The 26,228-nt window shown below is 44.1% G+C and carries 12 protein-coding genes; 6 read left to right on the forward strand and 6 right to left on the reverse strand.

Annotated features, from left to right (window positions below):
- The first annotated feature begins 365 nt into the window (after positions 1 to 365).
- Together ACZ41C_RS13845 and ACZ41C_RS13850 are read left to right on the forward strand one after the other, a co-directional pair.
- Positions 366 to 1,247, forward strand: coding sequence for a polysaccharide deacetylase family protein (locus ACZ41C_RS13845; RefSeq protein WP_464562257.1), 882 nt, complete (start codon positions 366 to 368; stop codon positions 1,245 to 1,247).
- Complete coding sequence (locus ACZ41C_RS13850) at positions 1,244 to 2,194, forward strand: nucleotide-diphospho-sugar transferase (protein WP_464562259.1); 951 nt, start codon at positions 1,244 to 1,246, stop codon at positions 2,192 to 2,194. The genes ACZ41C_RS13845 and ACZ41C_RS13850 overlap by 4 nt, the downstream gene beginning before the upstream one ends.
- Positions 2,195 to 2,908: 714 nt before the next feature.
- Here the strand turns inward: ACZ41C_RS13850 and ACZ41C_RS13855 are convergent.
- The 5 genes from ACZ41C_RS13855 to ACZ41C_RS13875 all read right to left on the reverse strand — a co-directional run bounded on the left by ACZ41C_RS13855 (position 2,909) and on the right by ACZ41C_RS13875 (position 18,152).
- Positions 2,909 to 8,431: a T9SS type B sorting domain-containing protein gene (locus ACZ41C_RS13855; protein WP_464562261.1), complete on the reverse strand. Its 5,523-nt coding sequence runs from the start codon at positions 8,429 to 8,431 to the stop codon at positions 2,909 to 2,911.
- A gap of 464 nt (positions 8,432 to 8,895) precedes the next feature.
- Positions 8,896 to 10,170 carry a nucleotide sugar dehydrogenase gene (locus ACZ41C_RS13860; protein ID WP_464562263.1) on the reverse strand — a complete coding sequence of 425 codons (1,275 nt, stop codon included), beginning with the start codon at positions 10,168 to 10,170 and terminating at the stop codon, positions 8,896 to 8,898.
- 115 nt (positions 10,171 to 10,285) lie between these two features.
- Positions 10,286 to 11,317 (reverse strand): NAD-dependent epimerase/dehydratase family protein, encoded by a 1,032-nt coding sequence (locus tag ACZ41C_RS13865; RefSeq protein ID WP_464562265.1) that lies wholly within the window; start codon positions 11,315 to 11,317, stop codon positions 10,286 to 10,288.
- Positions 11,314 to 12,711: a nucleotide sugar dehydrogenase gene (locus tag ACZ41C_RS13870; RefSeq protein ID WP_464562267.1), complete on the reverse strand. Its 1,398-nt coding sequence runs from the start codon at positions 12,709 to 12,711 to the stop codon at positions 11,314 to 11,316. Before ACZ41C_RS13870 ends, ACZ41C_RS13865 begins: the two co-directional genes overlap by 4 nt.
- A gap of 572 nt (positions 12,712 to 13,283) precedes the next feature.
- Positions 13,284 to 18,152 (reverse strand): PKD domain-containing protein, encoded by a 4,869-nt coding sequence (locus tag ACZ41C_RS13875; RefSeq protein WP_464562269.1) that lies wholly within the window; start codon positions 18,150 to 18,152, stop codon positions 13,284 to 13,286.
- A 442-nt stretch (positions 18,153 to 18,594) separates the two neighbouring features.
- Here ACZ41C_RS13875 and ACZ41C_RS13880 point away from each other — a divergent pair, with 442 nt between their 5' ends.
- Complete coding sequence (locus ACZ41C_RS13880) at positions 18,595 to 18,819, forward strand: hypothetical protein (protein WP_464562271.1); 225 nt, start codon at positions 18,595 to 18,597, stop codon at positions 18,817 to 18,819.
- Positions 18,820 to 19,360: 541 nt separating this feature from the next.
- Here the strand turns inward: ACZ41C_RS13880 and ACZ41C_RS13885 are convergent.
- Complete coding sequence (locus ACZ41C_RS13885) at positions 19,361 to 20,734, reverse strand: exopolysaccharide biosynthesis polyprenyl glycosylphosphotransferase (RefSeq protein ID WP_464562273.1); 1,374 nt, start codon at positions 20,732 to 20,734, stop codon at positions 19,361 to 19,363.
- A 211-nt stretch (positions 20,735 to 20,945) separates the two neighbouring features.
- Here ACZ41C_RS13885 and ACZ41C_RS13890 point away from each other — a divergent pair, with 211 nt between their 5' ends.
- The 3 genes from ACZ41C_RS13890 to ACZ41C_RS13900 are packed head-to-tail and all read left to right on the forward strand — an operon-like array spanning position 20,946 to position 26,063.
- Positions 20,946 to 22,886, forward strand: coding sequence for an SDR family NAD(P)-dependent oxidoreductase (locus ACZ41C_RS13890; RefSeq protein WP_464562275.1), 1,941 nt, complete (start codon positions 20,946 to 20,948; stop codon positions 22,884 to 22,886).
- 6 nt (positions 22,887 to 22,892) lie between these two features.
- Positions 22,893 to 23,669: a polysaccharide biosynthesis/export family protein gene (locus ACZ41C_RS13895; protein ID WP_464562277.1), complete on the forward strand. Its 777-nt coding sequence runs from the start codon at positions 22,893 to 22,895 to the stop codon at positions 23,667 to 23,669.
- Positions 23,670 to 23,687: 18 nt separating this feature from the next.
- The gene (locus tag ACZ41C_RS13900) at positions 23,688 to 26,063 is read left to right on the forward strand and encodes a GumC family protein (RefSeq protein WP_464562279.1); all 2,376 of its coding nucleotides are present in this window, start codon (positions 23,688 to 23,690) and stop codon (positions 26,061 to 26,063) included.
- Positions 26,064 to 26,228: the final 165 nt, after the last annotated feature.

Genomic DNA, 26,228 nt, shown 5'->3' on the forward strand with positions numbered 1-26,228 from the left:
GTTAAACCTAAAGTGTTTAAAGTTAGGTCTCGACTACGCTCGACCGGACAATAAAAATCAAATATGACCAATTACGTTTATTCATTAAAATTTTACACGAACTGAGCCTTTTGTCAAGGAGATACGTTCAAAATGTACAGTGGGTTACAGGTGGTTTTACAGTACCTTATGTTATTTTGGTATTATTTGTACTAGACGTGGTTTACCTTAAAACGAATGATTATCGTATTTTTGATTGAAAGTTATAGGGACTTTTTTAATAATCGAGAAATGATTTTTTGATGCTTTAAACCGTTGGCCGCACAATACACTATTAATAATTGCTTCAATACATTACTATTCATCCAAGAAATCTATATTTAAATATGCCATTTAGTTCTTCGTATCAAGAGGTGAGGAAATTTCAGGGGAATTATTTGAGAAATAAATTGCGAGGGCATGTTTTGGATGTGCTTTCCTATCTGGGCAGGGAAGACTACAAAGAACTTTCAAAAGTACCAAGGATTCAGTTTCTATATTTTCATCACGTATTCCCCGATGAGGCCAAAAACTTTGAATACATTGTTTCCCAGTTGGCGAAGGATCACAGTTTCATTCCACATTCAGAGGCGGTACAACGCCTGATAAGCGGTACTGTGGACAGACCCTACATAAGTTGGAGTTCTGATGATGGTCTGGAAAATAATCGCATTGCCGGAGAAATTTTGGCACAATACGGGGCAAGCGCCTGCTTTTTTGTGAACCCTAATAGTATAGGGCTTTCGGACCATGATGCGGTTGCAGATTTTTGTACCCGGCGATTGGCCATGCCCGCAACTTCCTTTTTGGATTGGAAGGGCGTGGAAGCGCTTTTGGAAATGGGCCATGAGATAGGTAGCCATACTAAGGACCATGATCGCGTTACGGAACTCGATATAGAGCAATTCCGAGATGATCTAATACAATCCAAGGAAATTCTTGAGGGCTATTGCGGTCCTGTCCATCATTTTGCCTATCCATACGGTACATTCAATGATTTTAACAAAGCAGCCTTTGATTTGGTGTTCGAAACCGGTTATGATTCCTGTTCTACGGCCGTACGGGGTTGTCATCTACCTACCCAAGGACTTACAAAAGAAAAATTGTTTATCAGGCGCGACCAGGTCATAGGTGCCTGGCCCCTACAACATATTTACTATTTTATGGCACAAAGTGCCAAAAATGCCACACACAATACGCATTTAGTGCCAAGCAACTATCTTTCATGAACAGACAAACTTTAGAAACCCCGGTATTATTTATCATCTTTAAACGGGAACAGGAGGCCTTGGAAACCTTAAAAGCCATTGCAAAGGTACGACCCAAAAAACTATATATTGCCGCGGACGGACCACGGACGGGTGTGGCCAATGAAGATCACATGGTAATGGCTACAAGGGAGGCCGTTCTAGCGGCCGTTGACTGGGAATGTGAGGTAAAAACGAATTTTCAGGTATCCAATTTAGGTTGTGGTCCCGGGGTCCTGGCCGCCATCAATTGGTTCTTTAGGGAAGAGGAGTCCGGTATTATCCTTGAGGATGATTGTGTGGCACTGCCCAGTTTTTTTCATTTTTGTGAAACCTTGCTTCAACGATATGCAAATGATGACAGGGTTGGACTCATTTCCGGGTTTAACAATATCCCCTATGATATGGGGCCTTATTCCTATTGCTTTTCCAAATATACGGTATGCTGGGGATGGGCCACATGGCGCCGGGCTTGGAAGCACATGGATTATGAAATGGGCTGGTTGCAGGATCCCTGGAAGGAGAATGTCCTATTGAACGCAGGGTATAATGGAAAGGACAGAACCTACTGGGAACGTCGGGTGGAGGCCGTACACAAGAATACGGTAAGCGCTTGGGACTATCAATGGTGCTTTACCATAGCCGCACAGAACCAGCTGGGAATTTTTCCCGCAAAAAACTTGATAAGCAATATAGGCATAGGGGAGGGTGCCACCCATACCACCAAAAGCCCCCTGGTTTCCTATAGTGCCGGGGAAGATTTGGACTTTCCCCTAAACCATCCAAAAGCCATGGCTCCAAACATGGGGTTTGATAAGACCTTTTATAAATCCAGAAATAATTTGGTCAACACCTTGGCGTGGTTCTTTCCCAAACCTGTGAAGGACTTTGTAAAAAGTGCGATAGCCGTGGTTTACAATAAACAATAAGCAATAAGCAATAAACAGTTTTCAAGTGGGTACTTAGGGATTAGGAGCTAGGAGCTAGGTATTAGGGGTTAATAGTTAAAAGTTTCAAGTTTCAAATTCCAAGTGCAAAGTGCAAAGTGCGGAATTAAAAGTTCAAAGTACAAAGTGCAAAGTGCGGAGTACAAGGTACAAGGTACAAGGTAAAAAGTACAAAGTATCAAATTCTAAAGGCGAACAGAGAAAATATAAAAGCTGGGGGTATTAGGTTTCAAGTATTCAGTCTCCGGTCTACAGTCTTCAGTCTCAAATTCCAAATTCCAAGTGCAGAGTGCAGAGTGCGGAGTTCAAAGTGTGGAGTACAAGGTAAAAAGTATATAGTACAAAGTACAAGGATAAAGTACCAAGTATCAAACACCAAATTCCAAAAGCAAATAGCTAAATGCTAGCAGCCAAAAGCTGGATGTATCAAGTTTATCCTATTTATTCATTACTCAATACTCTCTCTTCGTAATCGGGTTTTAACTCTTTACCCTGCATACTGAACTCGACATTCAAAAGTTTTAATTTTCAAGTCTCCAGTCTCAAATTCCAAAGGGGCACAGAGAAGGGCTAAAAGCGAAGAGCCAAAAGCCAAGAGCTAAAAGCCAAATTCCAAAGTGGAACAGAGAAGGGCTAAAAGCTAAGAGCCAAAAGCCAAATTCCAACTTCCAAATGCGAAGGGCTAAAAGCCAAAAGTTAGCGTTTTAAGCTAAAATGACCTTTAAAGTTTACTGGAATTCCCGCCAATTCATCGAAATAGCTTATGGTGAACCAATAATCGGTCTCAACTGCGGGTCTTCCGTTCACGGTCCCGTCCCAGGATTCGTCCAGACCATCCAATGAGGTCATCAGTTGACCGTACCGGTCATAGATAAGGATTTCCAGGGAGGTGGTGAGGTTTAAATTGTCCAAGCCATACGGCCTCCATGTATCATTAGATCCGTCCCCATTGGGCGTAAAAAAAGTTGGGTAATTTATTACTAAAAAAGGACTACTCGCTATCGTTTGGCCACAACCCAATAGGGACCGTACGTAGCCCGTATATAGTCCGCCTGGCACGTTTTCGAATATGTTGCTCGATTGGTAAGGTCCGTCAGGCCCGGAAAGGCTATACTCAAATTGGTCAAAGGTTAGAGGGTCGGTTCCAGGTAACAGGCGTACCCTGTTCCCTTGGCCAAAATTGTATCCAAGGGCCGTAATTTCCACGGCTACATTTGTGGCCTGGGGTACCGTCGTTACCTGGGTGGTATAGGTCGTTAGACCACCACAGGCGGCATTGTTCCCCAATTGATAGATTTCTAGGCTATAGGTACCCGGTTCCGTCACCGTGAACAAGGCCTCCTCAATGCCATCCCCGTTGGTGTCGTTATTGGGGGTCCAGTCGTATTGGAATCCAGGTCCCAGATCTACCCCCAAAATCACCGAGTCGTTTCCTTCACAGATAGCAACGGTTTCCGGTAGATCCAATATGGGTTCCTGAAGAAGGGTCACTTGAAAACTGTTTTCCGTGGCACAGTTAGGGTTTACAGGGGATGTGGCTCGTACATATAAAAATTGGCTTGTTGTTATCTGTGTGCCTCCCGTCAATACACTGCCCAAGCCATTGGGGGAGGTATGATAGGACTGACCAGCCTGCAAGGCGGGCAATACATATACTTCACAGGCTTCAATATCCGCTACCACAGGGACTTCTGGAAGTGGAAGGATTTGGAGTTCAATGGCAATACGGTCGCTGGAACAGCCGGTTACCGAATTTACGGTCTCCGCATAATATATATAGCTGCCCGGTACCGTTTCCGTAGAAACAAAGGATTCCCCAACATTTAAAAGCGTACCGCCAACAAGTTGATCGTACCAATGTATTTCATCTCCGCCGAGGGGTACCTGTGTATTCAGCATATGGGTCAATGTGCCTTCACACGATAGTATATCCCCGCCACTAATGGGCATGGAAACCAATGGACACGAGCAATCCGGTGCGGTAATCGTTGCATTTACGGTACATCCGCCGTTGGTTGCAGTTAAGATGACATCCGTTCCCGCAGGAATATCAATGACTTGATTATTGCCAACGACCACCCCTTGGGAAGCGGTCAGGGTTCCTATTACAGGGTCTACCGTAACGGAATAGGTCTGTAGGTTTGGGGCACATGTAGTGGAAACCACGACCAAATTGGGCGTTTGTTCTATGGTTACGTTAAAACTGCTTTCATCAAAGCAGTTTGGCGCCGTTCCGGATTCCGTATAAATATAGACCGTTTGGCTGGTAGTAAGGCTGTCCCCTTGGTTCAGTGGTGTCCCCGTCCCGTTGGAACCTGTAAAGTATGCGTTGTTCGCGCTTAGCGCAGGAAGCACATAGGCATCGCAGGTAACAATATCCGCCAGTATATCCGCAATTACAGCTGGGTGAATGACGAAATCCACTTGTGTTCGTGTGGCACTGGTACAGCCTGAAACACTTTCTTCCGCTTCAGCAAAATAACTATATGTACCCGGGGCGGTTTCTGAAGGCGTGATGCCAAGCCCGGTCCCTAAAAAGGTTCCCCCAGTTGCGGCATCGTACCAATTTACGGTATCTGCACTGCTGCTAGCATCCAAACCGACACTTATAGACGGGTTGGGCGATGCCTCGCATATTGCCGCCGGAATTGGGTTTATTGGCGCTGGAAGTAAGGGACAGCTACAATCCGGAGCAGGTATCGTAAGGCTTCGAATGCAACCATTGTTGTCTACGGTGATTACCAAATCCGTACCGGAGGTAACGCCGGTTACCGTAGTTCCGGTAAGCGTACCTTCGTTTACGGCCGTGATGGTACCCACGTTCAAAACGATATCCGCATCGTAAGTGAGTAAATCTGGAGCACACGTTGTGATGGCATTATCTACAACCGGTACTTCGTTTACCGTTATCGTTTCTTCGAGGAAAGGTGTTAAGGTCAACGTACATCCAGAGATGCCATCGGTCACACTGATTATCCGTACCGTAACATCCAGGGTAGCCCCCACTTGTTGTACTATTCCCGTACCTGTGGCATCCAGCACTACATTGGCCGTAGTGGTGCCTCCATCAAGACTATAGGTGACAGTATCTCCTGCGTCCCCAGAAACTGTAAAAATGGGATCCTCGCCTTCACAGATGTTGGCGGCATTGGCCGCAAGGGTAATGGTTCCTGGACCTGCCGATACCTGCAAGTCCGCAAAGGCCTCGTCATAGCATAGATGATCGTCACCAAACACCCGAATCCTATATTGATTATTGTTTTGTGCCGATGTGGTACCGGCCAGGGTCATGGTATTTGTAGTAGTCCCGGAGTACGGGGCACTATCGGTTAGGGTGCTCCACGTGGTACCCCCATCCGTACTTTCTGCCCATTCATAGAGTATCGTAGGGTTGCTACCCGCCCTAGAGGCGGTAACCGTAAAAACGGCATCTTCCCCTTCACAGACGATGGTAGGTGCCGTAGGAGGGACATCGATGACCGCAGGTTCGGAAAAATTGCGTACATCCGGACTTACTGGGGTGGTATATCCTGGTTCGCTGGTCACCAAGCCCTGGGCATTTACGGTTGGTGCACCCGTACCCAGGATACCGTCCCGGTCCCCATCCACAAAGCCGGCCTCAATGGAATCCGGGCAACCATCATTGTCAGAATCTTGATCCAAACAATCTGGAATTAGGTCTCCTGTCAATATTCCATCCGTATTTCGTTGGATACGAATATGGTCGTAATTACCAGCCTGTTGGTTCAAGGCATTATTGGCAATATGCTCTATACGTACACTTAGGGTATTGCCTATGGCAGGGGAACCCGCAGGTACCTCGAAATTAAAGGAAAAATCCCGCCATGTACCGTTGGGGGTATCCTCTGGATTTACCGTTATGGAAAATGGCAAAGGGGTATAGGTTACCGCAAAATCCGAAGGATTTGTATCATACCCTACCTCTATAATACTGGTACCGTCATTTCTGTAGCGATTTGTCATGTCAAGGCCGTCGCCCACGGCGATGGTAAGCATAAAGACCCCCTCTTCCAGTACGAGACCGGAACCTGTTTGGGTTACAACTACATTGTCGTTAAGACTTAAATAGGCGTCGTTTCTGTAATCTGGATCGGGAAGGTCCGGTAACAACGTACCGTCCGTTCTATAATTGGGCAAGTCGTTAACAAAATTTCCAGAACCTGGTGGATCTTCATATGTGTAAGTTTCTGCATTCACCAAATTGGAAAATAACATACCCGTTCCGCTGGTATATTGCCAGAAATCCATGGCGCTGTAAGGAGAATTATTACCACCAAGGATAAAATTATTAAGTGGTATTTCAAATTCAAAGTATTGTCGTATGAAACCATCCAATAAATCACAATCCTCTTGATTATCCGATAGCCCATCGTTGTCATTATCCTCGTCAATATTGGAAAAGAAATTATTGCCGGCATCGTATCTAAAATAATCCCCATCTGGAACACCATCCCCGTCCGTATCTACAGGATTACATGCCGTATTTTCGAGGGCGTTCCGTTGTTGCCACCGTGGTCCGGTATAGCCGGTGGGGGCACCGGTCACCAACCCGTCTGCATCCACGGCCGTACCCAAGGTACCGCCGCCGGCATCCGTATGGCCGGCTTCCACCACGTCAAAACAGCCATCATTGTCAGCATCCAAATCCCGGCAGTCCGAAATACCATCCGCATCCGTATCCCGAAACAACCTCAGGTTGTCATAATTGCCTTGCCATTGCAATAATGGATTGTTACCCGCATGGGTTATTTGGACGGAAATGGCCTGCCCCAGGGCGGGGCTTCCAGGAGGAATGTTCGCCGTGACCGAGAAATCCGTCCATGTACCGTTGGGTGTTTCCCAAGGTTCTATAATCGTATTTGCGAGGGGTTGAAAATTAAGGTAATCGCCGTCATGATAGCCTAGCGTAATCGTTGTTTGACCGTCATTCCTGAAGCGATTGTCTAATTGGATACCGTCGCCCAAGGCAACCTGTAGGGTGTACCCGCCCTCCTCATAGGTAGCAAACACGGTATTTAGGGTGATGCTGCCATTTCCATTGATATAGGCAAAGGTAGTGCCTTCATTTGCTACGGGATAGTTGGTGCCATCCCCAATATTTACGGGGTTCTCTTGGCCGCCATTCGTATCTGGGTTGAATACGGCATCATTGCGGGTAAATCGCCAGCCTTCCAAAAAGTTCTCCGGCACATTGAATTCCTCAAACCCCGGGTTTGCCAAGGGGATTTCACATTCATAGCTATCCCGTATGCCATCGTTGTCGTCGTCCAGGTCAATTTCATTGGGTACACCGTCCGTATCAAAATCCAAGTAATTGGGGTCACAACGTATCAAAGCGTTATTCCGTACTTCTTGGGTATTCCCTGTGTACGCCGTAGGAGCACCCAATACCATGCCATTTAAATCGGTTATCACGCCCACGGTTCCACCGCCTGCGTCCAAATGTCCGGCTTCCTCCACATCAAAGCACCCATCTCCATCCGAGTCCGTATCGATACAGTCCGAGAATCCATCCCCATCCGTATCCTTTACCAAGCGCAAGAAGTCATAATTTCCTGCCAATGTGGTACCATCTACACGTTCATGTTCTATCTGGACGAGGACGCCTTGCCCAATGGCCGGGTCGCCCGGAGCCAAGGTAAAGTTTACTTGAAAAGTGGTCCACGTTCCATTCGGGGTATCTGTATCGATAACTGTAATTTGAGCTCCGGGAATGGGGGTAAAGGCGGCGGCATCGTCGCCATAGCCCAAGCGAATGGTACTGTTGCCATCATTTCTGTAGCCGGTGGCGGCCAAACCATCGCCCACGTCAATATAAAATTGATAATTGGTGGGTTCATACACGGCCAAGGGTCTATTGAGGGTGATCCCGTTGACGGCAGCGGCACCATCTGAATTGATGTATAGAAATTGATTGCCTTCCGGAGCCGTTGGGTAGTTGGAGGCCTCCAAATTATGACTGCCTGCCGCACCAGCGCTTAAATGATTGACCCAAGTGGGCGTAAGCCCATAGGGTACCGTTTCCTCAAAGCTAAAATCCGGGATGGGTACGATGCATTCGTTCGTGTCCAGGATACCATCGTTGTCCGAGTCCTGGTCCACATAATCCAGAACACCGTCCGCGTCCGCGTCCTGGGCAATTACGTTCATGATTCCACAAAAAAGTAGAATACCAATTATGAGTAATCTTCTTACCATAGCGATAGGTTCCATGAGGTCTGTCTTTGGGGCATTCCTAATTGGATGGAAAGATACAATCCAGTAGTTAAAGTACTGTTTTATTTCGACCAAGATGCAAATTTAAGCGATAAGCCCGTATGAAAATCCCCACGTTTTTAAAAGTTATTCCTGTTTTTGGTGGTTTGTTTCTCTTTGCTCCTTTTTCGTTGAAGGTGGTTCGTTAATGGTTGTTCCCTTCGGCTCCGCTCAGGGCAGGAGTTGATGATTGTTAATAACCCAAAAACCGTACTTTGCACGTTGCACTTGGAATTTGGTGCTTGCTACTTGGTACTTTATACTATGTACTTGGTACTATATACTTTTTACCTTGTACCTTGTACCTTGTACCTTGTACCTTGTACCTTGTACCTTGTACCTTGTACCCCGCACTTCGCACTTCGCACTTTGTACTTAGTACTTCGTTTTTTGGCACTAAGAGTTACCTAAAGCCTAGCCGTCCAACCGCTTTTCAATTTACCTTTTACATCGTATACCAAGGTCCTTTCATGTTTGAAGGGTGTAAGGTCGCCCTCAATGAATTCCTTATGTGCCACGGCCAAAATGATCAGGTCAAATTGTTTTTTTGGTGCTTCTTGCACCGTGGTCAATCCATATTCATGCGCTACCTCCTTTGGGTCCGCCCAAGGGTCGTAGATCGTGGTCTTAACACGGTACTCGTTCAAATGTTTTACCATATCCACCACTTTGGTATTACGAATGTCCGGACAGTCCTCCTTAAACGTAATTCCCAAAACCAGGACATTGGCGTCCTTGACCTGTAGGTCGTGTTTGAGCATTAATTTGATAATCTGGGAGGAAATATAATCGCCCATACCGTCATTTAAGCGCCTACCTGCCAAGATGAGATCGGGGTTATAGCCGTTTTCCTGGGCCTTCTGTGCCAAATAGTAAGGGTCCACCCCAATACAGTGACCTCCAACAAGGCCGGGCTTAAAGGGTAAAAAGTTCCATTTGGTACCTGCGGCTTCCAATACATCATTGGTATCGATACCCAATAAATAGAAGATTTTCGCCAATTCGTTCATAAAGGCGATGTTGATGTCCCGTTGTGTATTTTCAATGACTTTGGAGGCTTCCGCTACTTTTATGGTGGGGGCCAAGTGGGTTCCCGCCGCAATAACCGAAGCATATAACCGATCCACCTTTTGGGCCACTTCTGGCGTGGAGCCCGAGGTAACTTTCAGAATTTTTTCCACGGTATGTTGTTTGTCGCCAGGATTTATCCGTTCTGGTGAGTAACCTACAAAGAAGTCTGAATTGAAGACCAACCCACTGGAGCGTTCCAGTTCTGGGATACAGATTTCTTCCGTAGCTCCCGGGTATACGGTAGATTCATAGATGACAATATCCCCTTTTTTAAGCACTTTCCCCACGGTTTCACTGGCCTTTATCAAGGGTGTAAACACCGGTCTTTTGGTATCGTCCACGGGGGTAGGTACCGTTACTATGTAATAAGTACATGCAGCCAGATCCTGGATATGGGTCGTACAGACGAGACCCCTATCCAATACTTTTGTTTTGGACACCAGTACGCTGTCCAAATCCATATCTGTCAGTTCCAACGTGGTATCCTTCCCGGCATTGATCTCATCCACTCTTTTTTGATTGATATCAAAACCTACCACACTGTATTTTTTTGCAAAAAGCGCCGCCAAGGGAAGGCCAACATAGCCCAAACCGATTATTCCAATTTTCATAAAATGGTTTTTATAGTTATATTAAAATGGTTATTTATCTTAAAAGTCAACATACCCCTATGCCTTATTTTCAAAATAGGTGCCAAATGGTTGGTATAGAGGATTCTAACATTGCTTATTGTCGCTGTTCTTTATAATGCAGGTACCAGTCTATAAATTGGCCAATACCTTTCGCCAAATCCGTCTTAGGTGCATATCCATAATTCCTTTCAATCCCCGTTGTATCTGCCCAGGTTTCCAATACATCCCCAGCTTGCATGGGTAAAAATTCCAATAGGGCTTTTTTTCCCAGCCTTTCCTCCAAGGTTTTTATAAAATCCATTAAAGCCATGGGCCTACCAAGGCCAATATTATAAAGCGCCGCCGTACTTTCGTTTGTAGCACTGGGTTTGAACCCTTGTTCCACAACAAGCATGATACCTTCAATGATATCGTCAATGTAGGTAAAGTCCCTTGAAAGTTTACCCTTGTTGAACACGGGAAGGGGCTTTTGGGCGAGGATACCTTCCGTAAAGGAAAAATAGGCCATATCCGGACGTCCCCAAGGGCCATATACCGTAAAGAAACGAAGTCCCGTAGTAGGGAAACCATATAAGTGACTATAGGTATATGCCATAAGCTCGTTACTTTTTTTGGAAGCCGCATAAAGACTGATAGGATGATCTACCCGATCTATGGTGGAAAACGGTACTTTTTTGTTGAGTCCATAAACACTTGAGCTACTGGCATATATCAAGTGTTGTATCGTATGCATGCGACACGCCTCCAAGATGTTCAGAAAACCTACCATATTACTTTCCATATAGGCCTGTGGGTTTTCCAGGCTGTAACGAACCCCGGCCTGGGCCGCTAAATGACAGACCAATTGAAATTGGTGCGCTGTAAACAATTGTGAAATATTTTCCGTATCCTCAACACCCATGCGCACAAAACTGAATGATGCATGTATATGACTAGATTGCTGTACATGCCATTCCAGGCTTTGGGCTTTTGAAATACCCAACTCGTTCAATCTGGCAATTTTTAAGTTTACATCATAATAGGAATTGATATTGTCCAGACCTACCAAGGTGAAACCTTTTTTTAATAGGGCCCTGCACAAATGAAATCCTATAAAGCCTGCCGCACCGGTCACCAGAACCTTCATGCTTCCCCTATTTTGTAATAATTAAAGCCAATAGCTTCCATTTTCCTTGTTTCCAAAAGGCGACGGCCGTCAAAAATAAAGGCGGGCTTTAGCATACTGTCATAGATTTGTTGCCAATCATATTCCTTAAATTCATCCCATTCCGTTAACAGCGCAATAGCGTGGGCATTTTCCGTAATTTTTAGAGGGTCCGAAGAAACTTTCAATAATTTTCTGTTTTCCTCAGGACTTCTTGTATTGAAATAATCCAGGTCCGCATAGATACGTTCAGCAGCTACTTTTGGATCATACACTACCAATTCCGCTTTTTCCTCCAAAAGGGCATCTGCTACGTAAATAGCTGCAGATTCGCGCGTGTCGTTGGTATCTTTTTTGAACGCCCAACCCAAAAGCACTATTTTTTTGCCAGAAACCGTATTGTACATGGTTTGGATGATATGCTCTGCAAAGCGTCGCTTTTGATAGTCGTTCATCAAAATCACCTGTTCCCAATAGTCGGCCACCTCAGGGAGGCCAAAACTTCTCGCTATATACACAAGGTTCAAAATGTCCTTTTGAAAACAAGAACCTCCAAAACCCACGGAAGCCTTTAAAAACTTAGGGCCAATGCGGCTATCAAAACCTATGGCACGCGAGATTTCATCAATGTTGGCGTCCGTCTTTTCGCAAAGGGCGGAAATGGAGTTTATGGAGGATACCCGTTGGGCCAAAAATGCATTTGCGACAAGTTTGGATAATTCAGAGGACCAGACATTGGTCTGTAGAATACGTTCCTTGGGCAACCAATGTTCGTAGACCCAGCTCAATGCATCCTTTGCCGCCTTTCCACTAGGCGTGTCGTCCCCCCCAATTAAAACCCTGTCCGCTTGTAACAGGTCATCGATTGCGGTTCCTTCTGCTAGAAATTCGGGGTTTGATAGGATTTCAAATTTCACGTCGTTACCCGTATTGTCCAGAATCGTTTTTATGGCCTCCGCCGTCCGTACGGGCAAGGTAGATTTTTCAACAACAATTTTATCGTCCTTGGCTACCTTCGCAATATTGCGGGCGCATAGTTCCACAAACTTTAAATCGGCCGCTTGACCTTTCCCTTTTCCGTAGGTTTTCGTAGGTGTATTTACCGAGATAAAAATCATTTGTGCCTCATCGATGGCCTTATCCACCTCCGTAGAAAAAAAGAGGTTTTTACCACGGTTTTGGGCAACTATTTCCTTAAGTCCCGGTTCGTATATGGGCAATAAATCAAGATTCCCGGAATTCCATTGATCTATTCTTGCTTGATTTATGTCCACCACGGTAACCTTTATTTCAGGACATTGGTTGGCAATAACACTCATGGTAGGGCCTCCTACATAACCTGCTCCAATACAGCAGATGTTCGTAATGCGCTTCATGTAAAATGTATGATTTTTAAAGTGCAAAGGTTAAAAAATAACCTTAGAATAGCACTAAAATCTTGGTCCAAGTAATACATTCCTAGTTGTACGGTTGACAAAACGGTTTTTTAGAATCCCAAAATTTCCACTAAATCATTTTCTACGGTATGTAGCATCTATCCAACACGAACCTTTAAAACCGGATTATTCACTCGAAAAGCCGATACAGCTAAAAATCCCTGCCCAATTGGCAGATATGCCTTCAAAGTATATCAATACCCCATGTTTTCAATTTCACCAGGACGGTGCTGGCCTAAAATTTCCAAACCATTTTATTTTATTGTGCTTTTTACCTTTACAACGCGCACCCAATACATAGTATGGATTCATTGTAAAGCCCAAAGGTAGTATAATGAAAATGTAATTGCCTGAATGTGCGTTTTTTTAAACGATAGTTTTACAGCACAAAAAAAGCGGAACCTAGTTGATTTTAGATTCCGCAAAATGTCTAATTAAATTTGGTGAAAACGGGCATACATTTTACCCTTTACATTTCAATGTATCCAGGGTCAACGCGTCCTGTGTTTGGTTTAATTACGTATCAAAAACGATATGCCTTCCGTCTCTCCGTTGTCAAAAGTAATCCTCAAATAGTAAATACCGTCCGTTAATATCTGGGCGGGAATTCCAAAGTAGTCCCCTTGTCGTATGGTGTCCAGTATGTATCCAGCAATGAACTTGCCGGTGGCATCGTGCAGGGAAACCGTATTTGCGGTGGTCGTAGTCCCTTCATCCAAATACAAACGAATCATGGTATTGGCGGGATTGGGAGCTATGATTATGGTACCCACAGTATTGGTCTCATTTTCCAAGACCAATATGTTTATCGTTCTAACATCACTAAGGCCTTCTGCATCTGTAACCGTTAAGCTTACCGTAAAGTCGCCGGGAGTTTCAAAAATGTGGCTAGGATTGATTTCAGAGGAGGAGTTACCATCCCCAAAATCCCAAGCATATGTTGCTACAGCTACATCGTCCGTGGAGTTTTCACCAGTAAAATTGACCTCCAGGGGTACAATGCCATTTTGGGATGAAGCACTGATAACCGCTAATGGTGGCTGGTTAACGGGACCATTTACTGTAATTGAAATACTTTCCACATCTGTTTCTCCTTCCGCGTCCTTAACCGTGAGGGTAGCCGTAAATGCACCTTGTTGCTGATACGTATGTTGGGCATCTGCAGTCGTTGCCGTGCCACCATCACCAAAGTCCCACAGATAGCTAGTAATTGCGGCATCATCCGTAGAGTTGCTACCGGTAAAATCTACCACCAATGGCGCTGTTCCGGTCAAAGGTGTTGCAGTTGCAACGGCAACCGGCGGTTGATTGCTACTTGACTCCGTGACCGTAATGGTCAAGGATTCTTGATCCGTAACACCGTCCGTATCCGTAACGGTCAGTGTAGCCGTAAACGTTCCAGTGCTGGTATAGGTATGTGAAGGATCAGCGATCAAAGCACTTTCACCGTCCCCAAAGTCCCAATTATAGCTCGCTATCCCGGTATCATCCGTGGAATTACTTCCTGTGAATGCTACCGTTAACGGATTGATGCCCGAAGTTGGTGTCGCCGAGGCAACGGCAACCGGAGGTTGGTTATCCAAATCATTTACGTTGATTTCAATGGTATCTTCATCGGATAAGCCTTCCGCATCCGTTACCGTTAAGGTGACTGAAAAAGTCCCTAATTCCGTAAATGTTCTGGATGGATTCGGTTGGTTTGATGTTTGTCCATTTCCGAAATCCCAGAGATAAGATACTATCCCAGTGTCATCGCTAGAGGCATCACTATTGAAACTCACCTGCAATGGTGCATTTCCAGAAACAGGTGAGGCATTTGCCACTGCAATAGGAGGTTGGTTCTGAGAAATAACGGTTATGGAAAGGCTAGTGGTAGCAATACTTCCCTCGTTGTCCGTAACGGTTAATACCACCTCATATTCCCCGGCCGTATCAAACGTATGTTGGGGATCTGCAATTGAGGCGGCACCTCCGTCCCCAAAGTTCCAGGAGTAGCCAGTAATGAGGCCATCATCTGTTGAGTTGCTTCCAACGAACGAAACCTGCAAGGGTGCGGTTCCAGTACTACTATCACTGGAGGCAACTGCGGTTGGCACTTCGTTCTCGCCAACTAGAACCAAAATTTGCGCAACACATCCACTGCTGCTCGTCATGATATAGGTTCCTTCATGGATTTCCTGAACATCTGAAATTATCAGATCTTGACTGTTCAATGGTTTTGTAATGCCATTTGGACCGCTGATTTCAAAAGCCAACATCTGACCATTGTACACATCCGGTACTACACTCAATTGGATACTTTCCCCAAGGGGCACCCGTACAAATTCCGCTCCTGATATGAAATTTCCGGAACCGTTCAAATCATATTGGCTTTGAAGATTCAATTCCGCACAATCGATGCTGTTTATTAAAAGTTCCAATGTTACGGTACATCCAACATTGGTTTCAAAGGTATAGATACCGGCATCGGCCGCACTTAAATTATCAAGGGTCAAATCTGATAAATCCATCGGTTTTTGATGGTTGTTTGCCGATGTACTCGAAATGGAAAACGGTGTTCCATTGGGTAATATGCTTAGGGTGATGGAATTTCCCTCATCTACCGAAACTTGGCTTTGGCCCGAAACATAGGCTCCTGCACCGTTTAACTGGTATTCTGTCTCAAGGTTTATATTGGTACAATCCACTACTTCGACATTCACGATCAAATCCACGCTGCAACCCCCTGCTGTGGTGAAGGTATATGTTCCGGCGTCCTGTTGCGTGAGGTCGGTAAGGAAGAGGTCGGTGGTACTGGACGGTTTCGAGTTGCCGTTGGGGGCGGTGGACGATACGCTGAACGCGGTCCCGTTTGGCAGGATGCTTAGCCTGAGGTCGTCCCCCTCCAGTACGTCCACGCTCGCCTGGCCGCTGATGTACGCCCCCCCGTTTACCTGGTACTCGCTGACCAGGCCTAGGGCCGCGCAGTCCGTCGTTTCCACCACGACCTCCAGAAGGTCCGTACATCCCTGTGCGGAGACGAACTGGTAGGTACCGGCGTTCGCCGCGGTCACGGGGTCTATGACGAAACCGTCGCCCACGCTGTTCCCGTTGGGAAGGATGATGCTTATGGGGTATACCTCGGGGCTGGCGTTCGGAAAGGGCGCGTTGTTGGGCAGTACGCTGAGCTGCAGCCTGTCGCCCTCGGAGAGGGTGATGGAGGCCGCCCCGCTGGACCATGTGCCGTTGATGTTGTACTCGGCCTGGATGGGGGTGTCCCCCGGGTCGCAGGCCCTTGTGACCTCCACGAAGACCGTGGTGGGGCACCCGTCGGCGGTGGTCAGGGTATAGTAGCCGCGGTCCGCCGTGTCTATCAGGCCGTCCCCCAAGGGGTTGGCCGCGCCGGGCCTGTCCGTGTCCAGTTGGTAGCCGTCGGCCCCGAAGTCCACGGTGGAGGAAAAGGTGGGCCCGTCCACGATCTGCGTGGCGATGAAATAGGGCTCCGTATAGTTCCTGGCCCTGAGGAAGACCTCCTGGCCCTCTTGGACCACGATGCGGTTGTTGGCGTTGGTCTGCCAGGGGCCGTCTCCCACCTTGTACTCGAAGACGATGGTACTGTTCTGGCAGTCGCCGGAGAGCACCTCCCCGGTGGCGAGCCCCTCCTCGAAGAGCTGGCGCACCTCCTCCGCGCCCAGTACGCTGGAGTATATCCTCACCTCGTCCAGGCGGCCGTCCACCTCGTCGGTGATGCCGCTTTCGTTGCCGTAGGGCAATACCGGCATGGGCCTGAAGTCGTAGAAGCCCGAGAGGGTGAACCTGCTCAGGTCCGAGCCCGTGTCGCCGTTGAGCGCGACGCTGCCCGAGGCGGCCACCTCGCCGATCAGCACGCCGTTGGCGTAGAGCTTCGAGGTGCTGCCGTCATAGGTGGTCACGATATGGTTCCATCCGGCAAGGGGCGCATAGCCGGCATAGTTGTCGTAATAGCCCGTGTTGGTACGGAAGGACATCTTGTAGAGGGTGTTGTGGAACCCGAAGAAGATGCCATTGGCACCGATGCCGTCCTGGTAGTCGTGCCCCAGCACGGCCACGTTGGCGATCCTGCCGCCCCTTTCGGGGACGCCGCTTTCCGCGTCGCGCCATACCCATGCGCTCATGGTGAACCGGTCCGTAATGTTCCCGAAGGAGGCGTCGTAGGGGATGTCGATGATGGAGTTGCTGGTATGTTCCTTGCCGTCAAATTCGATGGCGTTGCCGAAGAGGCCGTCCACGAAGCTGTGGTCCACGGCGGCCACCGGGTCGCCCTGGTCGTCCCGTTGCAGCACGGTACCGTCGTTGCCGTTGCCGGAGGAGTCCGCCACCGTGGTGCCGGAGGCCTCGTCGAAGCGCATGTCCAGTACCAGGTTTGGGTTGTTGGCCAGGGGCAGCGCGGTACCTATCCTAAGGGTCCGTGCCACGCTGGGCACCCCGTTGGCGTCCATGGCGAATAGCATGTAATATCCCGGTGGAAGCAGGTCCCTGCCGGGAATCGTGAGCGAATGGTCCGTTCCCAATGTCGTGGCAAGGGGTATGCGGCGCTGCTCGTTGTTGGTGGAGTGCGTGGCGGCGGAGAAGCGTATCAGGCTGAAGCTCGCCACGGGTACGTCCGTGGAGACCTGCAGCACGTCGCCGTAGTCCGCCTGTGGGTTGTTGTTGTAAGGGCCCGTCCCCAGGGTGTTCCCGGTAAGGGTGCCTATGACGGGCCGTTGGGCCAGGTCGCCGTTGGCATCGAACAGGTAGGCCGGGCTGTATATCTCCGCGCTGAAATGGTTTACACAGTCGGGGGTGCCGTCACAGAGCCCGCCGCCGCCCACGAACACCCTGCCGTCCACCATGAGGATGGCCACGCTGTGGTAGGTCCTGGCCTCCTGCATGGCGGCAACGGTACGCCAACCGGTCTGCTCGTTGAAGATCTCCGCGGGGTACACCGCCGTCTGGTCCGTGAACACCGCCGCGCCCTCAAGCCCGCCGGTGACCAGTACCTCCCCGTTGGGGAGCACGGTACTGTTGTGCATGGTACGGAGATTCGCCATGTTGCCGGTATATTCTACCGGGGGGGCGGCCCCGTAGGCCACCCCGTTGAGGTCGATCACAAAGGAGTTGTTCCTCGCGGGCACCTGTATGACGTTGTCGTCGCCATAGGCCGGGGCGCCCCCGGTCTTGAGGATCTTGCCCGCGTCGAACATCACCGTGTTGCCCTTCATGGAATAGCCGTCCGTCTGTCCGGCCCCAAGGTCGCGCCGTATACCGGCCTCCAGTATTTCCCCGCCGGGGACCTCCGGGTCTATCCAGTGCATCATCTCGCCGGGGCCTGCGTGGAAGAGCTTGCCGTTGGGCGCGGGCCAGAGCCATACGTGGTTGTCCACCCGGTAGAGCCCCTGGTTCTCCTGTGCAAGGTCGTTGGCGGTATAGATGTCCTCGCCGGTTATGTTGCCAAGGGTGATCCAGCCCGTAGTTGGGGACCAGACCTCCGCGTCCTTGCCGCCGTTGCGCAAGGGGTCGTTGGGATTGTTACTGTTGTAATCGTTCCAGGAGCCGCCAACGGTGAAGACGTTGCCGTCGCGCATGGTGACGTTGCCCTGGTAGCCGCGGGGTATGTTCATCTCAGAGGCCACGCTCCAAAGGCCCGTCTGGGGATCGAAGATACTGGTGCGCTCGCTACTGGTGCCCCCCGCGGACAGGATACGCCCGTCCGGAAGGTTGTTGATGCCGGGGCAGAACATGTCATGGTCCGTGTTGATGGTGAACTCCGGACCGTCCACACCGCCCAGGCCGCCGTTGGCGAAGGGATCGAAGTACTGGGAGAAGGTGGCACCGTCCCCAGCTTCCACGAAGGTGTTCCTGAACTGGGAGGACCAGGTCAGCAAACGGCCGTCAGGAAGGTTCGCGACCGCAACAGGGACGATGCCGAACTGTATCGGGTCGCCCCAGGAACCCTGTACGGACTCCTGCTGGGAGACAGCCGATAGGTACATCAATAGGAAAATCCAAAGAAAAATTGGCTTTTTAGTAGAGAAAGTCATAAGCATTTAAAATATAGTGTTGTAAGAGCAATAAATCAAAATAGGAACAAAGATAGCCGAGGCCATGACTTTGTTAAATGTAAAACCGACTAATTACAAAATTTATCGTTTAAAGGGGGTGCCAAATTTACTGATTTCCAGAACGAAGTCCCAAAAATTTGAGCTATTGATTGACTAGAAAGTTAAAACCCTATCTGGAGCGAAGGAGTTGCATACCTATTGAAGGGTAAACTATTAAAAAATGCTTGCGTTTAGGTAAGATGCAATTTACTCATTGCGAATGATGCGTTCTAAATTATTTGAACCCAAATTATGCATTAGGACTTTGTGATGAGGGTTCAAAATACAATAAACACAGGTGTTTCTTAATTTTAGCATAGCATTGCTATGGTTAAATTAAAAAACAGCCAAACAGCGTGTTTTTGAAGTGGTTTGAAGCCGTAATACCTGCCCGTCCGTTCTGGCGGGGATTTTCCATTGCATATTTTGGGTTTAACCTCCCCATTCTTTTTTTTGACCTAAACTCAAAAAAAACAAGAAAGCTATGATGTTTAGATTCCTCTTGAAAATATAACGGTTGTCGCCGTTTTAAGGATTATCCTAAAGTCTAAAACTACAGATTTATTCTTGATATAATATAGGTCATATTCCAATTTACGAATGGAGTCTTCAAGATTTTCACCATATTTGTATTTGACCTGAGCCCATCCAGTAATGCCTGGTTTTACGAGGTGTCTTACATTGTAAAAGGGAGTAACGTCATTTAATTTATCCACAAAAACCTTACGCTCAGGACGAGGGCCAATAAAGGACATATCACCTTTGATCACAGAAATTATCTGAGGTAGTTCATCAATCCGAAACTTTCTCAGAATTTTTCCAAATTTTGTTACTCTCGCATCATTTTTTGTGGCCATTTTCACACCTGTTTTTTCAGCATCGATGACCATAGACCTAAATTTATAAATTTTGTATTCCTTACCATGTTTGCCTACCCTAAGTTGTGTGTAAAATAATGGCCCACGGTTGAAAAAAATATTCAGTAAGAATACAAAAGGGATTACAACCAAAAGAAACAACCCAGCGATTATGGTAAGGATCAGGTTGAAATTGAAGTTGGCAATTGTTTGTATATATCTGATTTTTTTGTTTTTCAGTTGCAGTATTTCATAAATACTATCATTATGGGATTGTATGGGCAACGCCTCATACGTATTTTCATAAAAGGAGGTATAGGTAATAATCTCTTTGCCATTCAAAATGGAATTTACCATTTTTAATTCAAGTTGTTTGGAAAAGTGATTGTAATTTCTCGTATTGATTATCCAAGTGTCTATCTTAGTTAATACATCTGGATTTAATTGTTCGCCAATATCCGATAATTCATCGTTCAAATTTGTAGAAACGACTTTATGGTAGGTTTCTTTTTCTATTCCATTAATTATGGAAACATTTTTTCTTAAGCTTTCTTCGGTAGTTTGGTCATACAAATACAAAACCCGTTTTGTAACTGGTACAAATTTGAAAATATAGTTAAATAGCATGCGCCACAATACCAGTTGTATTGGGCAAAAAATCATAAAGATCAATAAGTGTATTCTCCAAAAAGCAAAATCAAAAATTAAGGTAGTGATAATAAATAGAAAGGATGTGAATAGGAATGCAATCGAAAAGGTTCTTACAATTGAGTAGGTCAAGGACTTTGGTATACTCTCAAGGTTATATAAATCCAGTATATATGCAAATATGAAATACATTAGTATACCTATGGAAAAAATTACAACTTTCGTCGAAAGGAATTCCTCGTCCAGAAAATCTATTGCCCTATTAACGTAATTTTTAAGGGAAAAGCCAATTATCAATAAATCACCAATCAATAAAATTGATTTTCTTTCAACCGTATTTAAAATTGCACTTTTGGCCATTAAACTCTATTTTGAATAGGTAACGTAAATTAAGTAAATCTATTTTATGAGCTGATCAACATTGCCTTTGGATTCATAATCTATAAAAGAATTAAGCTAAATTTGTACATAATGGTAAGATGAACGATTTTTTTAAAGGTTTAACGAAAAGCAACCTGTGTAAATTGGTTTAACTTCTTTTTCTTCTACCTTTGGCATGTAATTTATTGTTATGGCAAATATCTTTAGTTTTCCAAAGAGTTTTTTTCCATTAGGGGTGGTATTTTTTCTAGACCTATTTTTAACAGCGCTTTCATTTGTTATTTCTTATGGGCTTTGTTCCTTAATTCTTCCAGATTTAAGTAGTCATGGAATGTTAATCCAGTTACCTATTATAGTTGCATTATCTTCCCTTATTTTTCTTTATATAGGTATTTACAATGGAATTGTAAAAGCGGATAGGATTAGGGAGGTTTACAGTATATTCAACGCGATATGTTTGGCAAATATTCTTACCATAGTCCTTGTGGTTATTAATGGTAAATTAATAATGGAGGAAGATTTAATGGTGCCTTTGTCAATTATAATTGTACATAGTATTCTGAGCTTTTCTGCTTTAGTAGCTTCAAGATGGTTGTATAAGCGTATAGTTATAAATAACAGAAATAGATTCAAAGGTTTACGTAAGGCGATACTCTATACGGAAGCAGGTATTCCGGATTACAGAATTGGACAGCTAAAGGATGCGCTTTTGGAGAAGGAAATAGAAATATTGAACACAATTATTTATTCTAATGAGAATGCTGATCGAGTAATTTTGCCAACCAACAAACAATCAAAAGTAATTGACAATATTATTGTATGTAATGATGGTGATATAAATTCAAAAATACTACAGGATTTAGTTTCATACAGTTCGGAAAAAATGAAGTCTCTTGGGATATTGGATTTGCCCGACCAAGCGATTCATTCTAAAGAAGATTCATTTGCTTTAGATTTAAATAACAATCAAATTCGAGGACTTCAAATCGAAGACCTTTTTCCTAAAAAGGTTAATTTACTGAAAAATCAAGGCGAAATTTATTCAGGTTTTACTGGTAAGACTATTTTGATAACGGGGGCTGGAGGCTGTATAGGATCAGCCTATTCCAAGGAGTTGTTCAGACTTGGTATTAAGGCGAGGGTTATCTTATTGGATAATTCCGAATCTTCACTCAATTCCATTAATTCTTTTATGCAAAACTCCAGGCATTTGGAGGTTGTTCCCAAATTGATGGACATTAAGGACAAAAAGAGCTTGAAGGATTTGTTCTCTACTTATGCACCATCCATAGTGCTGCATACTGCTGGAAATAACGGTCCTGAAACCTTGGATAGAAATACAAACAAGTTTTTACAGGAGAACGTTCTTGCTACAAAAGTGCTTGCCGATTTGGCAAAAGAATTTGGCGTTCAACGATTTGTATTTTGTTCCAATAAAAACATTTCCTTTCCTTCTACCACCCTGGAGGTGTGTAAATTATTGTCTGAATTATATTTACATAGCCTGGATAGAAATAATAATTCAACGAATTTTATAAGCGTTCGAATCCCAAATGTAGTCGAATCAAATAGTTCTATATTAAGTTACATGAAGAACCAGTTATCCTTTGGAAAGCCAATCAATATAACTGCGTTCAACGAATATGAAACTATGGCAAATGTTGAGGATGTTGCCAAGTTTTTGGTTTGGGTCAGTTCGGATTCTAGGTTCTCGGAAACCCAAGTGTTTGATTTAATGGTTGGATCATCCATATCCGTTAAACTCCTTGCTCAGGTTTTAAGTGTGAAGGATATTGGATATTCAAATGCAACCACTATTAATTTACCCAAATTCCTTGGTGAATTTAATGGTACTTATGATTTATCTGAAAAAGGACAAAGAATGTTACACATGGATTCACCTTCTTTGAGCAAAATATTTGAAAAAGTAGACCTAAAATCCAATTTAAAAAAGGAACAAATTCAACAAAAAATTGAAAATGTTTGTTTAAATATTCTTTTTTACAGTGATGATTATTCGCCGATTTTTGAATTAATTGAAAACTTTGCTGCTGGGGAGTGGCAAAATCTTCATAAATTACATCTTGAAAAGAAGTCGTCCAATAAAATTATCAAATTACAAACCAACTAATTTCAAATGTTTAGCAAAAACAATTCTTTTCAAAAGTACATGGTACTTTTGATTCTTAACTCACTATTATTTTCCTGTGCCTCAAAAAAAAATGTCGTTTATTTCCAGGATACATCGGACTATGAGACGATAATCGGGGATAACCTAACTTCTTACAAATTTAAAACGGATGACGTTGTTTCAATTCATATTTCTACTTTAGATCCCGAGGCTAGTTTGCCATTTAATTTGTTCAAAGGTGCTGATGCCGGAGGTATTAGGCCTGAGCAGTTAGACTATATTGTGGATAAAGAAGGTAATATCGACTTTCCTGTCTTGGGTTCTATAAAAATCGTGGGTCTATCCCCTTTCGAAGCCAAACAACTTTTAAGGGAAAAGCTGCAGGATTATTTAAAGGACCCTATCATAAATATAAGGTTGAACAACTTTTCAGTAACCGTATTGGGTGAGGTGAATAGACCTGGAACTTATCCTGTAAATGGTGAACAAATCACAATTTTGGAGGCTTTGGGATTAGCAAATGACTTGACAATCAAGGGAATGCGGCACAATATTCTTGTTATTAGGGACTTTAATGGGACCAAGGTATCAACTAGGATTGATTTAACCTCCAAGGAAGCACTCAATTCACCTGTTTATTACCTCACGCAAAATGATGTTGTATATGTGCAACCTAACAAATCAGCCATAACTTCATCCTCTCTGGATAACAGGGCCACGATATTAGTTTCTATTGGTTCTGTTTTGATTACATCCGCTGCACTTATATTAACAAGAAATTAGATTACTATTCTTTTATTTATGACTTCAAATCAAAGTTTTAGTACTGAAAATGATTTAAAAGACTTTATTTCAAGATATACGCGGCATTGGTTGTGGTTTATATTATCTGTTTTGGTTTTTATATTGTTGGCCTACATATATAACAGATATGCAACTCCTAAATTTGAGCTAACATCAAAAATTCAGATTCTTGAAGAAAAGGGCAGTTCTCCTGAAATGTCTGTATTTAAAGACCTTGGGTTTTTGGCAGGTAGTCAAAACGAGGTAGAGGATGAAATAGAGGTTCTTAATTCAAGGTCGAATTTTATTGAGGTCGTTAGGATTTTAAAGAGTAATGTAGTCTTAAAGGAGCTAGGGAATGTAAAAGAACGGGAGATTTACAAAACGGATCCCATTCGTTTGAATTTCTTAGAACCAGATTCGATTATTTTTAGGTCGGAAACAAACTTTATTATAGAATTGGTTGGGGAAAATTCCTTCACTTTTCAAGAAAAGGAGGAAGGCGTAAAGAATACTTATTCTTATGGAAAAACAATAAAAACGTCCATTGGAGAAATAATTATTACTCCAAACCTTAACTTTTTCAAGCAATACGAGGGTAGTACTCTTAAGATTTTGGTTTCACCTATTGAAAAGGTGGCTCAGTCATATAAGGAAATTGTTAAGATATCCAATATAGAGGAATACTCTAAAATAGTAAATTTAACCGTAAAGCATCCAATCCCTAGCAAGGGCATGGACATTCTAAACACTTTGGTAAATGTCTATAACAAAAATGCAATAGAAGATAAAAAGGAAATAGCCGATAGGACTTTTAATTTTATCAATGACCGTATTTCTGATATTTATGAAAATTTGGCAGATGTCGATGAGACCGCTGAAAATTTTAAAACGGATAAAGGTTTAGCGGATATACAGTCTCAAGCAAGTATTAATCTTAATGTAGGTGCTGCTAATCAGCAAGAGTTGGAGAACTACCGTAATCAATTGAACATAGCTTCTTCAATGAAAGAGTTAGTCATCGACGAAACTGGTTTTGAGTCAACTTTGCCATCAAACATCGGTCTTTCAGATCCTTCAATTGCCAATAGTACGGAGAAATATAATCAGTTGGTACAAGAGCGTAAAAGACTTCTTAAAAGTTCCAATGAAAAGAATCCAATGATTGTTAGTTTGGATGAGCAATTGAATAGTATTAAAAATGGTCTAAAAGCCAGTTTAAATAATATGGAAAGCAATCTTTCCATGACCGTTAATAGCCTCAGTAGACAACAATCGATTATAAACAGTAGAATATATGCCGTTCCTAGTAACGAAAGAAATCTTAGGGACATAACTAGAAAACAAGAGACTACGGAGTCGTTATATTTGTTTTTATTGCAAAGAAGGGAAGAATCCCAAGTAGCACTGGCTTCTACATCCCCAAAATCTAGAGTTTTGGATTTCGCCTATTTAACGGATGACGCTCCTGTTGAACCTAACAAATTGAAAATTTATCTGGCCGCTTTGGTTTTAGGTCTTTTAATACCATTTTCAGTTCTTTATGGTTATAGTTTAATTGATAATAAGATTCATAGTAAGTCTGATTTAGAGAGTAAGGTGAAGTCAGTTCCTGTTTTGGCTGAATTACCTAGACTAAGTAAAAAGGAGAAGAAGTTTATAGACGATAAGGATCGTTCTGTTTTGGCTGAATCTTTAAGGATATTAAGAACAAATCTGGATTATTTAATCAAGTCCAAAAAAGATAGTTTTTACAATAAAGTAATATTAGTTACCTCAAGTGTTTCAGGAGAAGGTAAAACCTTTGTTTCAACGAACCTTTCCATGATATTTGCCAGTACAAAGAAAAAGGTTTTATTGATTGGTGCTGATATTAGGAACCCTAAGATATATTCCTATTTTGTAGATAGCAATGTAGATTCTCTAGAAAGTAATAGGAAGAATAGTAAACTAGGATTATCTGAATATTTGTTAGATAATAAAATTTCCGTAGACACTATTATTCAGAGTATGTTGGTCTATACTAATACGATTGACGTAATTTATTCAGGTAAAATTCTTCCAAATCCATCGGAGCTTTTGATGGGTGAAAGGTTTAAGGAACTTATTCATTCCGTTTTACCTAAGTATGATTACATAATAATAGATTCTGCACCGCTCATGTTGGTAACTGATACTTTGTTGATAGCTCCCTATGCCGATCATACATTATACGTTACTAGAGCCAACATTACTGAAACCAAGGTCGTTGATTTTCCAATTTCTTTACAAAATGAGGGTAAAATTAAAGGTCTTAGTTTCTTGGTTAATGATGTTAAAGAAAATAATTTAGGTTATGGAGGCAAATATGGTTATGGCTATGGCATAATTCAGAAAAAGTGGTGGCAGTTTTAGGAATGTGCACTTGTGTTTTTTAAGTAAACCATTATTATAAATCTTTTATTTCCTAAATTATTTTTAGGCCCTTTTTTCACTAGTTAGTAATATTTTCTTTCCTAGTTTATCCTTACCCCAATACTATAGTCAAAATGGGCATTTATCGATGAAAAGTTAACTTTC

Source organism: Maribacter sp. C-4077, from assembly GCF_055378385.1.